General features: G+C 71.6%; 16 protein-coding genes. 6 read left to right on the top strand and 10 right to left on the bottom strand.

What is annotated here, in order from left to right:
- Window positions 1–10 precede the first annotated feature (10 nt).
- Window positions 11–877 (top strand): acyl-CoA thioesterase II, encoded by an 867-nt coding sequence (locus AB0L59_RS15515; protein ID WP_365583127.1) that lies wholly within the window; start codon window positions 11–13, stop codon window positions 875–877.
- 33 nt (window positions 878–910) lie between these two features.
- Here AB0L59_RS15515 and AB0L59_RS15510 read toward each other — a convergent pair whose 3' ends face one another.
- Both AB0L59_RS15510 and AB0L59_RS15505 read right to left on the bottom strand, forming a co-directional pair.
- A complete protein-coding gene (locus tag AB0L59_RS15510) occupies window positions 911–2,104 on the bottom strand; it encodes a DUF6397 family protein (RefSeq protein WP_365583124.1) in 1,194 nt (397 codons plus the stop codon).
- A 126-nt stretch (window positions 2,105–2,230) separates the two neighbouring features.
- A complete protein-coding gene (locus tag AB0L59_RS15505) occupies window positions 2,231–2,644 on the bottom strand; it encodes a roadblock/LC7 domain-containing protein (RefSeq protein WP_365583121.1) in 414 nt (137 codons plus the stop codon).
- A 91-nt stretch (window positions 2,645–2,735) separates the two neighbouring features.
- On the opposite strand from AB0L59_RS15505, the gene AB0L59_RS15500 reads away from it, so the two are divergent.
- Window positions 2,736–3,164, top strand: coding sequence for a PPOX class F420-dependent oxidoreductase (locus tag AB0L59_RS15500; RefSeq protein ID WP_365583118.1), 429 nt, complete (start codon window positions 2,736–2,738; stop codon window positions 3,162–3,164).
- Window positions 3,165–3,173: 9 nt separating this feature from the next.
- On the opposite strand, the gene AB0L59_RS15495 is transcribed toward AB0L59_RS15500, so the two are convergent.
- The 5 genes from AB0L59_RS15495 to AB0L59_RS15475 form a co-directional block, all read right to left on the bottom strand.
- The gene (locus AB0L59_RS15495; protein ID WP_365583115.1) at window positions 3,174–3,776 is read right to left on the bottom strand and encodes an ATP/GTP-binding protein; all 603 of its coding nucleotides are present in this window, start codon (window positions 3,774–3,776) and stop codon (window positions 3,174–3,176) included.
- A 260-nt stretch (window positions 3,777–4,036) separates the two neighbouring features.
- Window positions 4,037–4,447 (bottom strand): DUF742 domain-containing protein, encoded by a 411-nt coding sequence (locus tag AB0L59_RS15490; protein WP_365583113.1) that lies wholly within the window; start codon window positions 4,445–4,447, stop codon window positions 4,037–4,039.
- A 19-nt stretch (window positions 4,448–4,466) separates the two neighbouring features.
- Window positions 4,467–4,904, bottom strand: a complete 438-nt coding sequence (locus AB0L59_RS15485; protein WP_365583110.1) for a roadblock/LC7 domain-containing protein — start codon at window positions 4,902–4,904, stop codon at window positions 4,467–4,469.
- Window positions 4,901–7,441, bottom strand: a complete 2,541-nt coding sequence (locus AB0L59_RS15480; RefSeq protein ID WP_365583107.1) for a nitrate- and nitrite sensing domain-containing protein — start codon at window positions 7,439–7,441, stop codon at window positions 4,901–4,903. The genes AB0L59_RS15485 and AB0L59_RS15480 overlap by 4 nt, the downstream gene beginning before the upstream one ends.
- 47 nt (window positions 7,442–7,488) lie before the next feature.
- Entirely contained in the window at window positions 7,489–8,262 is a 774-nt protein-coding gene (locus AB0L59_RS15475) for an MHYT domain-containing protein (RefSeq protein ID WP_365583105.1), read from the bottom strand.
- A 151-nt stretch (window positions 8,263–8,413) separates the two neighbouring features.
- Between AB0L59_RS15475 and AB0L59_RS15470 the strand changes: the two genes are divergently transcribed.
- Complete coding sequence (locus tag AB0L59_RS15470; RefSeq protein WP_365583102.1) at window positions 8,414–9,013, top strand: methyltransferase domain-containing protein; 600 nt, start codon at window positions 8,414–8,416, stop codon at window positions 9,011–9,013.
- Window positions 9,014–9,039: 26 nt separating this feature from the next.
- Here AB0L59_RS15470 and AB0L59_RS15465 read toward each other — a convergent pair whose 3' ends face one another.
- Entirely contained in the window at window positions 9,040–9,795 is a 756-nt protein-coding gene (locus AB0L59_RS15465) for an alpha/beta hydrolase (RefSeq protein ID WP_365583099.1), read from the bottom strand.
- Between the two features lie 111 nt (window positions 9,796–9,906).
- On the opposite strand from AB0L59_RS15465, the gene AB0L59_RS15460 reads away from it, so the two are divergent.
- From AB0L59_RS15460 to AB0L59_RS15450, 3 genes are all read left to right on the top strand, one after another.
- Window positions 9,907–10,440, top strand: a complete 534-nt coding sequence (locus AB0L59_RS15460) for a PadR family transcriptional regulator (RefSeq protein WP_365583097.1) — start codon at window positions 9,907–9,909, stop codon at window positions 10,438–10,440.
- A 152-nt stretch (window positions 10,441–10,592) separates the two neighbouring features.
- Complete coding sequence (locus AB0L59_RS15455) at window positions 10,593–10,898, top strand: hypothetical protein (protein WP_365583094.1); 306 nt, start codon at window positions 10,593–10,595, stop codon at window positions 10,896–10,898.
- A 140-nt stretch (window positions 10,899–11,038) separates the two neighbouring features.
- Window positions 11,039–11,899: a hypothetical protein gene (locus AB0L59_RS15450; protein WP_365583091.1), complete on the top strand. Its 861-nt coding sequence runs from the start codon at window positions 11,039–11,041 to the stop codon at window positions 11,897–11,899.
- Between the two features lie 198 nt (window positions 11,900–12,097).
- On the opposite strand, the gene AB0L59_RS15445 is transcribed toward AB0L59_RS15450, so the two are convergent.
- On the bottom strand, window positions 12,098–12,280 hold the full coding sequence (locus tag AB0L59_RS15445; RefSeq protein WP_351020031.1) for a hypothetical protein: 183 nt from the start codon (window positions 12,278–12,280) through the stop codon (window positions 12,098–12,100).
- A gap of 411 nt (window positions 12,281–12,691) precedes the next feature.
- The gene (xylA, locus tag AB0L59_RS15440; protein ID WP_365583087.1) at window positions 12,692–13,858 is read right to left on the bottom strand and encodes a xylose isomerase; all 1,167 of its coding nucleotides are present in this window, start codon (window positions 13,856–13,858) and stop codon (window positions 12,692–12,694) included.
- Window positions 13,859–13,909 lie beyond the last annotated feature (51 nt).

Genomic DNA, 13,909 nt, shown 5'->3' with positions numbered 1-13,909 from the left:
AATCCCACCGATGACCAACCCGGCCGAGAGACTGGTCGACCTGCTCGACCTGGAGCAGATCGAGGTGAACATCTTCCGCGGCCGCAGCCCGCAGGAGTCCCTGCAACGGGTCTTCGGAGGCCAGGTGGCGGGCCAGGCACTGGTCGCCGCCGGTCGCACCACGGACGGCGACCGCCCGGTGCACTCGCTGCACGCGTACTTCCTGCGCCCGGGCCGTCCCGGGGTGCCGATCGTGTACCAGGTGGAGCGGGTCCGCGACGGCCGGTCGTTCACCACGCGCCGGGTCACGGCCGTGCAGCAGGGCCGCACGATCTTCAATCTGACCGCCTCCTTTCACAAGCCTGAGGAAGGACCGTTCGAGCACCAGCTGCCGCCGGCCCGCGAGGTGCCGGACCCGGAGTCGCTGCCGACGGTCGCCGAGGAGATACGCAAGCACCTGGGGGCGCTGCCGGAGCAGTTGGAGCGGATGGCACGCCGCCAGCCCTTCGACATCCGGTATGTCGACCGCCTGCGCTGGAACGCCGAGGAAACCGAGGGAGCCGAGCCGCGCAGCGCTGTGTGGATGCGCGCGGTCGGTCCGCTCGGTGACGACCCGCTCGTCCACACCTGCGCGCTCACCTACGCCAGTGACATGACTCTCCTGGACGCGGTCCGCATACCGGTCGAACCCCTGTGGGGTCCGCGGAACTACGACATGGCCTCGTTGGACCATGCCATGTGGTTCCACCGGCCGTTCCGCGCGGACGAGTGGTTCCTGTACGACCAGGAGTCGCCGATCGCCACCGGCGGGCGTGGTCTGGCCCGCGGGCGCATCTACGATCTGCAGGGCCGTCTGCTCGTCTCGGTGGTTCAGGAGGGCCTGTTCAGGTCCCTGTGACCCGCCGACGACAAGGCCCCGCAGCCTGGTGGCTCAGGCCCGCGCAGGGCGGGGGCTTCCCCGCCGCAGCCAGGCACGCAGGCCTCGCTCGGGCCGTGCGGGGCCCTGTTCGGCTCGGCGTTGACCGCTGCGGACCGACTTCGGTGCGGCCGGGCGCGCCACCGTCGTGCCGGGCCACTCGAATGCCCGCACCACGGGCTCTTCTTGCGGCCCGGGCGGCCCCGGCAGTCGTCCACCGTGCGGCCCGGACGCCCGCGTCGCCGGAGCGCGCTTCGGCTCGGGAGGTCCGAGCAGCGGCTCGGGCGCCTGCGCCAGGGCCCGCTCCGCCCCGGGCTCCGACGGTGTGGGCACGGTCGGCTCCGCAGATCGCGTGACCGTGCGGGCCATGGGCGGGATGGGCCGTGCGACCGCCCCCAAGGTGGGCGCAGCACGGCGGGCGGCCGGGCGCGGGGCCGGTGAGCAGGCGCGGGCCTCCTGGAGCACCTGGGCCAGGTCGCTGCGCAGCCACTCGATCTCGTCCGCGTCCTGCGCCGTCGCGATCCGCTCGGCCAGCTGCGCTGAGGGCCCTCCCGGAGTGGTGTGCGCAGGTGGTGCGGGCCGGAACCGGTGCAGATAGGCACGCTCATACGGATCCCTGACGACGTCGGCGATCTCGATGGGCGGGAGGAAGGCCGCCACGGCCCCGGCCCGGGCCCAGGGCTCTTCCTCGGCCCGGCGCAGCAAGAAACCGAGGTGGCGTCCTCGCCAGTTACGGGCGCGCAGGTCCACCCCGGCCGCCAACTGGCCGCGCAGGGTCTCGGGCGTACGCCCCTTGAGCAGGTGTGCGTTGGCGGTCTCCGAGGCGAAAGCCCGCAGTTCTTCGGCCAGATAGAGCCAGACCACGGCGCGATAGCGGTTCAGGTACCACTTCACCGGCACGAGCACGCCCAGGCGAGCAAGGCGGGTGAACCGGCCGGGCGGGATCTCCATGAGGGCGGCGCCCTCGGAGGTGCCCACCACCCGCACCCTTCGGCGCAGGGTTTCCGCGCAGCCCTCCCGCGCGTTCACACGGTCGATCTCCGCGCGCTCCACCCTGCGGCCTCCTCCACCGCCCTCGTCGGGCACGGTCCGGATGTGGCCGAGGTGTACGGCGAGGTCGAACTCGCCTCGCTTGAGGTCCAGTTCCCGAGCGGCCTGGCTCGGGCTGCACGTGGCGGGCCGAGGTGGACTGAAGGTGCTTGCCGACATGGTCGTACTCCCCCGCGGAGTCGTTGGCTCACGCCCTGCGCGTTCGCCGTGCACACACCGTAGCCAATGCGGCGCGGACCGTGGCGACCCTGTGGATAACTGTGCGAAGGAAGGAAAAGCCGCAGGTCAGACGTCTGTGATAGGGGTTCGCTCGGGTTGCCTGGCGTCGACGCCGAGATGTTCGCCGACTCGGTTCACGAGCAGGGTCATCTCATAGGCGATCTGCCCGATGTCGGCCTCCGCGCCGCTGAGCACGCACAGGCAGCTACCGGTACCGGCCGCAGTCACGAACAGCACGGCGTCGTCGTACTCGATCATGGTCTGGCGTACCCCGCCCGCGCCGAAGTGGCGCCCCGAACCCTTGGCGAGGCTGTGCAGCCCGGACGCCACGGCGGCCAGATGCTCGGCGTCCTCACGGCGCAGCCCCGTGCTCGCACCCGTGACGAGTCCGTCGTTCGACAGGACCAGCGCGTGCCGCACATGGTCCACCCGCTCGGTCAGATCGTCCAGGAGCCAGCCGAGTCCCTGGTTCTGCCCCATCTCCGTCTCCCCGTGTGATGTCTCCCCCTGGCTGGAGGAACTCCCCGCCAGCCTTCCCCACGACTGGCGTCCGGGCAAGCAGGATGGGCGCATGGCACAGAAGATGACCGACGAGGAATGGCGGGCGTTCGTCACGGACGGTACCCGCACCGGCAAGCTCTCCACCGTCCGCGCCGATGGGAGCCCTCATGTGGCCCCGATCTGGTTTCTGCTGGACGGCGACGACCTGGTCTTCAACACCGGTAAAGACACCGTGAAGGGGCGCAATCTCGCCCGTGACGGACGGATCGCCCTCTGTGTGGACGACGATCGGCCGCCGTTCCACTTCGTGGTGCTGAACGGTCACGCCCGGCTGTCGGAGGATCTGGATCAGGTGCGTCACTGGGCCACCCGCATCGCCGCCCGGTACATGGGCGAGGACCGCGCCGAGGAGTACGGCGCCCGCAACGGCGTTCCGGGTGAGCTGCTGGTCCGGGTCGCCATCGACCGAGTGGTGGCCGTGAAGGACCTGGCGGCCTGAACGGCGCGCTCAGCCGACCGAGTCCAGGAGCCGGGCGGTGTGCATCCGCCCGGCGTACTCGACGAGCCGGATCAGGACTTCCTTGCCGGAGTCCCGGTCGCGCGCGTCGCACAGGACCACGGGTGTGCCACGGTCGAGATCGAGGGCACGGCATACGTCGTGTGCGCCGTAAGTGCGGGCTCCGGCGAAGCAGTTGACGGCGACCACGAACGGGATGCGCCGGTGCTCGAAATAGTCGACCGCGGGGAAGCAGTCCTCCAGTCGCCTGGTGTCCGCGAGGACGACGGCACCGAGGGCCCCCTGGGACAGCTCGTCCCAGAGGAACCAGAAGCGGTCCTGTCCCGGTGTGCCGAAGAGGTACAGGGACAGGCCGGAGCGGATGGTGATGCGTCCGAAGTCCATGGCGACGGTGGTGGTGACCTTCTGGTCCACTCCGCCGGTGTCGTCCACCAACTGTCCAGCCTCGCTGAGGAGTTCCTCGGTGCGTAGCGGCCGGATCTCGCTGACGGCCCCCACCAGGGTCGTCTTGCCGACGCCGAACCCACCGGCGACCAGTATTTTCAGCGCCAGGGCGGAGGTGTCGCCGGCGGCGTCGGATTGCTCGGTGACCATGATCACTTCTCTCGAGTGGGCCGGCTGCGGTCGGCGTCCGCCTGCTGCGGGGATGAAGTCAGCATCATGACAACGGAACCGCGTTTCCGGGCGGTTGGACCGAAGTACACCTGATGTGACCGACTTGCGCCCGGTCGGAGACGCGACACGTGCGGATCGGACTGCGGCGCGTGCGCATCGGCGAGCGGCGCGTACGGATCGGCGAGCGGCGCGTACGGATCGGCAGGGGACTCGGCGTACCGCGCCTTCGGAACGTTCATCTACAGCGCTCGCAATCCCGCGATGACCTCGCGCAGAATCCGCTCGTCGGGCAGGTGCGCCGGGGGCACGGGACGGCTGATGACCACACAGCCGAGTTCCAGGAGGTCGCCGAGGAGCACCCTGACGACGCCGACGGGAAGGTCGGCGTCCGCCGCGAGTTCGGCGACGGACTGTGTCTCCGTGCGACACAGCTCGATCAGGGTGCGGTGTTCCGGGCCGAGCGGGACGTCCTCGAGCGCCGGTGCCCCGGGGTCGAGCGTGACCAGGGCGATCAGGTCGAAGCGCACCCCGGTGGGCCCCGGCTGGGTGCGCCCGCCCGTCATCGCGTAGGGGCGTACCAGCGGCCCGGCCTCGCCGTCGTACCACTGGCTCCCCGGCTCCCATGGGCCGCCGCTGTCGTACTCGGTCATCGGTGCCGCCTCTTCGGGGTCATCCGGCCGCGGGTGGCTGGGCGGCTACACGCGGCGGTGTGTAGAGGTGTTCACCGACCCGCTTGACCAGGCGCGCCATCTCGTAGGCGACCAGTCCGATGTCGGCGGTGACAGAGGTGAGGACGGCGAGGCAGGAACCGTCGCCGGCGGCGGCCACGAAGAGGAACGCCTCGTCCATCTCGACCATGGTCTGGCGCACGCCACCCGCTCCGAAGTGCCGTCCCGCACCCTTGGCGAGGCTGTTGAAGCCGGAGGCGACGGCTGCGAGGTGCTCGGCGTCCTCCCGCGCCAGATCGGTCGAGGAGCCGACGGCCAGTCCGTCATTGGAGAGCACGACGGCGTGCCGTACTTCGCTCACGCGCAACACCAGGTCGTCGAGCAACCAGTCCAGTTCGCCGGAGCGCTGGCCGGCCCTCGTGTTCGGGTCCTGGATCATGCCGGGTCTCCTTCGTTGCTGTCATAGCCCGTATCGCGTTCCGGGGCGGCGCCGTGGCCGGGCTGTCTGCCACCGCCGCGAGCCCAGCCCGCGCGGTAGGCCGCCATGCGGTCCCGTACCAGTTCGGGGGTGCGTCGTTCATCGCTGTGCCGTGCGGTCTCCGTTTCCGGAGCCGCGGGGCGCTGTTGCCGGAGCTGGGGGGCGAGGCTCGCCTGACGCACGCGGCGGGGAAGGGCGTCGGACGTCTCGGAGTCGTCCGGCGGCCGGTGCAGTCTCAGGGCGGTGACTCCGGTGGGCGGGGTGTCGTCGACGGTTCCGTGCGGGCCCGGCTCGTCCGCGGCACCATGCGAGCCGGGCGCGGTGGCCGCGAGAGCGGGCCGGTCCGACCGCGCGGCCACGGTCTCCTGGTGCCGGCTGTGGCCCGGCACACGCGCGTAGGCGCGTTCCTGCTCGTGCCGGGCTTGCTCAACCTCGTTTGAGGCGCGTTCCGGCGCGCCGCTGTGCAGCAGTGCGGTGGGCAGCAGGACGACGGCTGTGGTGCCTCCGTAGGGGGAGGTCCGCAGGTGCACCTTGACGTCGTGCCGGGAGGCGAGCCGGCTGACCACGAAGAGCCCGAGCCGGTCGCTGTCGAACAGGTCGAGAGCCTCGGACTGCTGGATGCGGCGGTTGGCCTTCGCCAGGGGCTCCGCGCCCATGCCGAGGCCCCGGTCCTCGATCTCCAGGGCGTAACCGTTGCCGACGGGTTCCCCGGTCACCCGCACGCGCGTGTGGGGCGGTGAGAACTGAGCGGCGTTCTCCACGAGTTCGGCCAGCAGGTGGGTGAGGTCGGCGACGGCGGCGCCGATGACCTGCGCCTCGGGGAGCTGGCGTACCTCCACACGCGCGTAGTCCTCGACTTCGGACACGGCTGCGCGTACCACGTTGGTCAGGGACACCGGCATGCGCCAGGCCCGGCCGGGTGCGGCGCCGGAGAGGATGATCAGGCTCTCGGCGTGCCTTCGCATGCGCGTGGTGAGGTGGTCCAGGCGGAACAGGTCGCTCAGTTCGTTGGGGTCGTCCGAGCGGCGTTCCATGCTGTCCAGGAGGCTGAGCTGACGGTGGACCAGCACCTGGCTGCGGCGGGCCAGGTTGACGAAGACGCCGGAGATGCCGCTGGCGAGTTCGGCGCGTTCCACGGCGGCGTGCAGGGCTGCGCGGTGGACCGTGGTGAGGGCCTCCGAGACCTGGGCTGTCTCGTCGTCGGCGGGTGCTCCGGCGGGCGCCTCCGCCTGGATGTCGATCTCCTCGCCTGCGCGCAGTCTGCGCATCGCTTCGGGGAGTTTGCGACGGGCGATCTCCAGGGCGTCGTTGCGCAGGCTCACGAGTTCGACCACGAGACCGCGGCCGATGCGGACGGAGATGACGAGGGACGCGGCGACGGCGGCCAGGCCGAGGAGTACGGCCGCGCCCGCGGGACTGAGCAGGCCGCGCGTGACCGGGTCGGCATGGCCTGCGACGGCCCGGCCCGTATCGGTCGCGATGCCCTCCATGCCGTCCTGCACGCGCGCGTGGGCGGCGTTCCAGGCGCCTTGCGGCGCCGCGTCGGCCGGCTTGGCGCCGGGTACGGCAGCGAGGATCTTGTCCTCGGCGGCTCCGACAGCGGTGTAGGAGTCGCTGTGGGCCAGGTCCCGCCAGGCGGCCCGCTGAGCGGTCGGCAGATCGGCGACGGCGGCCTCGGTGAGGGTTCGGCGCGCACCGACGGCGGCGCCGAACAGCCTTATGCGCTGGCCCTGCAGCTGCCCGGCGGTCCGCGCGCCGCCGAGGAGGGTGTCCTCCTGGGCCAGTGCCTCGGCGGCCCGGCTGAATTCGAGCAGCACGCGTGCGTCGGAGCCGACGTCGGCCTGCTGGATGCCGGCGAGGGCGCCGTCCACGGAGAAGGCCGTGCCGATGGTCCTCGTGTACTGCGTGTACACCGTGTTCCAGCCGGCCCTGTGGTTCAGCACGGCCGTACGCAGTGCGCGCAGACGCTCGGCACCGGTGACGAAGACGGCGAGGCGCTCGGAGACGCCGGCAGGCAGTTCCTCGCTGTCGGCGACGGTGTTGTTGCCGCCCAGCCGCAGCTTGCCCACGGCCCGGTCGGTGCGCGCGGCCAGGCTCTGCAGGTCGCTGCCGTCGCCCGTGCCCGGCGCGGTGGCATAGCGCACAGCTGCGGTGCGCTCGGCCTGGAGGGCGGTGACGGCCGCGGCCACCGGGGTGCGCAGTTCGGCGTCGACCCGCTGGGACTGCCGTAGCCGGGCGACGTCCTGGGCGGTGGTGACGGTGGCGTACGCCCACAGGGCGAGCAAGGAGACGACGGGCACCATCAGCAGGCTGACCACCTTGGCGCGCACGGTCCGGGGGCGCAGGTAACGCCGGTTGGCACGCGTGCGTGCCGTGACCGGTGGTGTGCCGAGCGGGCGCTCGGCGCGCTCGTCGGGGGGAGGTGCGGCGTGTGCGCGGCGACCGCGCGGCGGGCGCGCCGGGGTGCCGGCTTTCGGGGTCGTACGGGGTGGGCGCATGGCCTCCTCGCTCGGGACGTGGGTCGGGGCGCTCGGGCCGGCTCCCGCTAGCGGGCGATGCTCTCGACGGGCCGCTGGGCGGAGGCGGATGCCGCTCGCTCGTCGGCGGTGGGTGAGAGGGCGACGAAGGCCGAGGTGATGAACAGGTAGGACCCGAGGCCGATGGCGAGGGGGAAGATGAACTGCATCGCCGTGGCCCCGGGCAGGCTCTCGCCGGAGGGGTCCACCCGCACGCTCACCGCGAACATCCCGGTGTAGTGCATGCTGCTGACGGCCGCTCCCATGACCAGGGAGGCGACGGTGACCGCAAGAGGTGACCTGATGTTGAGGCCGGCCCACAGGGCCGCGGTCGCCGCAACGACGGCGATCAGCACCGACACCCCGACGAGGACGGGGTCGTAGCTGATGTCGCCGTGCAGCCGGACCGCCGCCATGCCCAGGTAGTGCATGCTGGCGACGCCCAGCCCGGTGGTCAGTCCGCCGAGGAGGAGCGCCCGGTTGCGGTCACGGCTGTAGCCGACGGCGAAGACGCCGGCGCACACCACGACCATGGCGACGAGGAGACTGAGGATGGTCAGCGGCACGTCGTAGCGGATGTCGGTGCCGGTGACGCGGAAGCCGAGCATGGCCACGAAGTGCATGGTCCAGATGCCCGTTCCGATGGCGGAGGCCGCGGTGATGAGCCAGTTGCGGCGTGAGCGCCCGGTGGTGCAGAGCGCGCGGACGGTGCAGCGCAGTCCGAGCGCGGCGCCTATGCAGGCCATGACGTACGACAGCGCGGGGGTCAGCCAGCCGAAGGCGGCGTGGTCCAGGTGTCCCATGGCCAAGGGACGCTAGGGGGGCACGGGCGCACAAAGGGGGCGCATTTCGAAAGCTGTTGGAATATGACACCCGGATGCGACGGAACGATCGGGTCCGGGCCGAACATGTGCGCCTACATATCCCCCGTGACGGTGAGGAATCATGCGGAACATGAGCGACGACCACACACACGTCCAGGAGTTCTTCACCGCCCGTGCGGCCGACTGGGACAGCCGGTTCCCCGACGACGGTCCCGCCTACGCGGCGGCTGTGACCGATCTGGGGCTGCGGCCGGGCGACCGGGTGCTGGACGCGGGCTGCGGCACGGGACGCGCCCTGCCACCGCTGCGGGCCGCCGTGGGCGCGTCCGGGGTGGTGCTGGGCGCCGATCTGACACCGGCGATGCTCCAGGCGGCCGTACGGGCGGGCCGGGACCGGCAGGGCCGGCTGCTGCTCGCGGACGCTGCGGCTCTGCCACTGCGGTCCGGAACCCTGGACGCGGTGTTCGCGGCCGGTCTGATCGCCCATCTTCCGCACCCCGGGCGGAATCTGCGGGAGCTGGCGCGCGTGGTTCGGCCCGGCGGCACGCTCGCGCTGTTCCATCCCATCGGCCGCGCGGCCCTGGCGGCACGTCAGGGCCGCCGGACCACCCCCGACGACCTGCGTGCGGAGGCCAACCTCGGTCCGTTGCTGGCACGTTCGGGATGGAACATGTCGTCGTACGTCGACGAGGACGGTCGATTCCTCGCCCTCGCGGCGCGCGAGGGCTGATCGCGCAGCTCTGAAGGCCGGTCGGGTCAGCCCGTTCCGGCGACGGCCGCCGCGAAGGCGTCGGGGTTGTCGAACATGACGTTGTGCCCGGCGCCGGGCACGGTCACCACCCGCACCCCGGCGGCTTCCAGGCTTTCGCGGCCCGCCAGTTCGCCGCTGAGCTCGCCCTGAAGGTAGACCCGGTCGACGGGCAGCTCTTCCAGGATCGTGCGCATCACAGGATCCGAGCCCCGGCGCAGGCCGACGGCGCTGCGGTGCAGGGCGCGCGGGTCGGCCAGCCGCATGGTGGCCGCCCAGAGGGGGCCGACGCTCTCCAGCACGCGCGCGTGGTGCTCGTCGACGAATTCGTCCTCTCCGTAGGCGGCGATTCCACTGCTGGCGGCGGTGAGCGGCGGGAACGCATCCAGGTTGGCCTCCGTGAGGACCAGCCTGGAGACGAGGTCGGGCCGCCGGTGGGCAAGGACGACGGCCACGGCGCCGCCCATGCTGTGGGCGATGAATTCGACGCCGCGGACATCGGCTTCGTCCAGCGCGGCGGCCACCGCGCCGGCATGCTCCTCGAGCGTGTACCCGAAGCTCCCGGGCCGGTCGCTGATGCCGTGTCCCGGCAGGTCGATGAACAGACTGCGACGGCCCGCGAGTTCGGTCCGGGCCGCGATGTGCGCGTGGTAGACGGCTGACATCGAGCCGAGTCCGTGCAGATACACCCGCGCCCGCTCCGCCCCCGGTACCTCGGTCCAGCGGATCCGGCTTCCCTCGTTGTCGAACACGGCCTGCTTCACGGTGCCCTCCCTGGCGTCCTGCAGCGGTCAGGACTATACATCGGTAGCGAGGTATAGCAGCAAGAGAGTATCAAGATGGCGATGTACAGCGTCCTAAGCAACAATGCGGCTGTGCTCGAACTCGCCATCCTCGGTTTCCTCTACGACGCCCCGTTGCACGGATACGTCCTGCGCCGACACATCGCCGCCCTCACCGGTCATGTGCGGCCCGTCGCCGAGAGCACGCTGTACCCGGCGATCAAACGGCTGGAGAGGGCGGGCCTGCTGGTCAGGGCCACTGAGCCCGGCGCCGTGGCGGCGCCGCGCCACGTGCTGAGGCTGACCGAGGAGGGCGGGCGCGAGCTGAAGCGCCGCCTCGCCGAGCCCGCGCAGCGCGAGATCACCGACGAGAACAACTGGTTCACGCTGCTCGCGTTCCTGCGGCATCTGCAGGACCCCGCCGCCCAGGCGGCCGTACTGCGACGCAGGCTGGCCTTCCTGGAGGAGCCAACGAGTTTCTTCTACGACGGCGACCGGCCGCTGCGGGCGGAGGAGCTGGACGACCCGTTCCGGCGCGGCGTCCTCACCATCGCGCGTGCCACCAGCCGGGCCGAACTGTCCTGGCTGCGCGACACCCTCGCATCCCTCGACCGCCCCACCCACTGAGGTGTCCCGCTGGGCCGCGTACGGCCCTGTGGCGCGACGGAGCGAGACTCGCAGCGCTTCACCGGGTCTTCCCTCTTCTGTCGCGGGAAGTCCAACTCTACGTTGGGAAAGACCAGATGAGCGGTCGGTGACGATGCCGCTCCGGAGGGAGGATGGTCCGCGTGTTCGGCCGGATACGCACGTACGCCGCCAGGCGCCGCACGTCGACACCCGCACCGCCGGTGGGCGCCCGGGAGAAACGTGCGCACAATTTGTTCGAAGCGGCAGCCACGTATGTCGTGGCCCGCGCGGAGGACGATCAGGACCGGATCGAGGAGGCTGCCGCCTGGGTGTCGCCTGAGGCGCTGTCGTTCGGGGTGAGCGAACTCGCCTGCCGTGCGGTCCTCGCGCTGGCGCGGGAGCGCGAGGAGTCACCCGCGGCAGTGGCCCGCGACCTCCTCGGGCTGCCCACGGGTTGAGGAGACCTTGCGTTCGTCGTGGTCGTTTCGCCCCCGTCCAGGTGGAAACCTGCAGGTCCGCCTGGTGTGCGGAGTCGTGACAAGCGGCTTGCGCTCGCACTAGGGTGCGCGCCGTTGGACGAACCACTGGGGAGGCAGGGATGGCCAGATCCGACGAGGAGGCCGTCGCCGCCGCGGACGATGCGCTGTACGTACTGACGGCGGTGTTGCTGACGCCGGCACAGTTTCCGAGCGTTCTGGGCGACGACTATCTGGAGGCGTGCTCGACGCTGGGACTCGCGCCCGTCGCCGACGGGTACGGCCTGGTGCTGGGCCAGGACGGCGACGGCGCCCGCTGGACGGTCGTCATCGACGACGTCTCGCTGGTCGCCGTGGCGATCGCGTCCTGGGACTGCGGCATGGAGTACGAGCTGTCGCCGGACGAGCGCGCGGTCGTGACCGCTCTGCCGGGCTGGCCGCTGGCCGTCGCCGTCGCGGCTCCGGGTGTCCCCGCCCCGCACGACCCGGCCCCCGAACTGGCGGACCGGCCTGCGCTGAGCCCGCCCGACACCAGTTCCTGGGGGCCGGCCCAGCGGCGCCTGGGTGCGGACGAGATAGCGCTGCAGTGGGCGGCCTGGCGGGAGCAGATCGACGACGAGGAATTCTCGGCGCGGGATGCGCGGGAGCGGCCGAACGGGCACGAGAAGGCCGAGGACTCGTCACCGCAGGGCGAGGAGGACGTGCCTCAGGGCCGCCACCGGGGAGTCAGGCGGGTCCTCGCGGAGGCGCGTGCCTATGTCGACACGCCGCCGCCGCTCGGCCGGGTGCGCTCGTCGTTCGCCCCGGGTGACGCCCGTACGCTGCGCGCCGACGGTCCCGGCTGGTCGATCGTGGCCCGCACCGACGACATCGCCTTTGTCCTGCTCGACGAGGAGCCCGGCGAGGTCCTGCCGGTGGGCCGGGGGCCGGAGCTGCCGGGCCTGCTGAAGGCACTCGACAACATGGCCGTACGTCCCCTCTGAACAGGGCCGTACGGCCCGTGCGAGGCCGGCCGGCGCCAGGGGCGGCTCATGGGGCCGGCCGGCGACGCACGGCCCGCGGAGCCCGGGTCGGGATCCGCCGGCCGACGACACGTGGCCCGGGGCCCGGACCGGGACCGCCGCCCGGGCCGGACGCGCCGCAACGGCCCCCGTGGCCTGCCTGTGGCATCCACTCCGCCCTCAGCGGCCGAGCTCCTTGCGAGTGACCCTGCGGAGCCTGCGCCGCTGTGCGGGGTCCAGGGCCAGATACGCGGCCACCGGGACCCCGACCACGATCAGGAACGCCACCCACCAGGGCAGCCAGATCAGCAGGATCAGCCCGACCGCCACACCCCCGACGGCGATCTTCGCGTTGTTGGACATGAGCGTCGCCTCCTTCGCGGCCACTGCCGCTCTCTGCTGTGAGAACGGCCCCCCGCGCCCCGCGGTTCCGGGCCCCACCCCTGAGACATCCCTGAGGCACGCCCCCTAATGGACCGGCGCGGCGGATTCGCCCGCGCAGCACAAGACCGTGATAGCACTCCCCACGCACCGCGAACCATGGCCACGACTCGAACAGATTGTGAAGTGGCCTGATCACGACAACGACTTCGGGATGACCCACGGCGCGCGCCTTCGACGCGCAGGGTCGAGTTGTCGTCAGAGGGGTCAGGACGACCGTCGTCCACGTCCGGCTGGCCGAGCACCTGTGACACACCTGCGGTGGGCCGTCCGGAAAGTGGGCTGACGGAGGGCCGGGAGAGCGGCGCATGCCGTGCCCGGCCCTCCTCGCGTTCAGCCCCGCGCCCCCAGCAGGTGGTCCATGGCGAGCTGGTCGAGACGCTCGAAGGCCATCCCGCGCGCGGCGGCCACCTCCACGTCGAAGTCCTCGAAGGCCGTGCGGTCGGCGAGCAGGGCCTGCAGGCCGTCGCCGACGGTGGGCTGGGCCAGCTGGTCCAGGCGCGAGGCGCGCAGGGCTTCCTGGACCTCCGGGTCGGCGCGGAAGGCCGCCGCGCGCTCCTTGAGGATGAGGTAGTTGCGCATGCAGCCCGCGGCCGACGCCCACACGCCGTCGAGGTCCTCGGTCCGCGGCGGCTTGAAGTCGAAGTGGCGGGGGCCGTCGTAGCCTGCGCTCTCGAGCAGGTCGACCAGCCAGAACGCCGCCCGCAGGTCACCGGCACCGAACCGCAGATCCTGGTCGTACTTGATGCCGGACTGGCCGTTGAGGTCGATGTGGAACAGCTTGCCCGCCCAGAGCGCCTGCGCGATGCCGTGCGGGAAGTTCAGGCCCGCCATCTGCTCGTGACCCACCTCCGGGTTCACGCCGTACAGCTCCGGGCGTTCCAGGCGCTCGATGAAGGCCAGCGCGTGGCCCACGGTGGGCAGCAGGATGTCGCCGCGCGGCTCGTTCGGCTTGGGCTCGATGGCGAAGCGGATGTCGTAGCCCTGGGCGGTGACGTACTCGCCGAGCAGGTCGAAGGCCTCCTTCATGCGGTCCAGGGCGGCCCGTACGTCCTTCGCGGCGCCGGACTCCGCGCCCTCGCGGCCGCCCCACGCGACGTACGTCCTGGCACCCAGCTCGACCGCCAGGTCGATGTTGCGGATGGTCTTGCGCAGCGCGTAGCGGCGCACGTCACGGTCGTTGGCGGTGAACGCGCCATCCTTGAAGACCGGGTGCGTGAACAGGTTGGTGGTGGCCATCGGGACGGTCATGCCGGTGGCGTCCAGGGCCTGCCGGAACCGCTTGATGTGCGACTCGCGCTCGGTGTCCGAAGAGCCGAAGGGGATGAGGTCGTCGTCGTGGAAGGTCACCCCGTGGGCGCCCAGCTCGGCCAGGCGCCGCACCGTCTCGACCGGGTCGAGGGCACGGCGGGTGGCGTCGCCGAACGGGTCCCTTCCCTGCCAGCCGACGGTCCACAGGCCGAAGGTGAACCTGTCCTCGGGGGTGGGCTGGTAGCTCATGCCGCCGCTCCTTGCGTTCGTACGACTATTTCGTCATGGCCGTTTACAAAT

The organism is Streptomyces sp. NPDC052109, from assembly GCF_040680195.1.
Classification (GTDB): domain Bacteria; phylum Actinomycetota; class Actinomycetes; order Streptomycetales; family Streptomycetaceae; genus Streptomyces.
The sequence above is the reverse complement of the archived record's forward strand: the minus strand, read 5'-3'. Positions and strand labels throughout refer to the sequence as shown.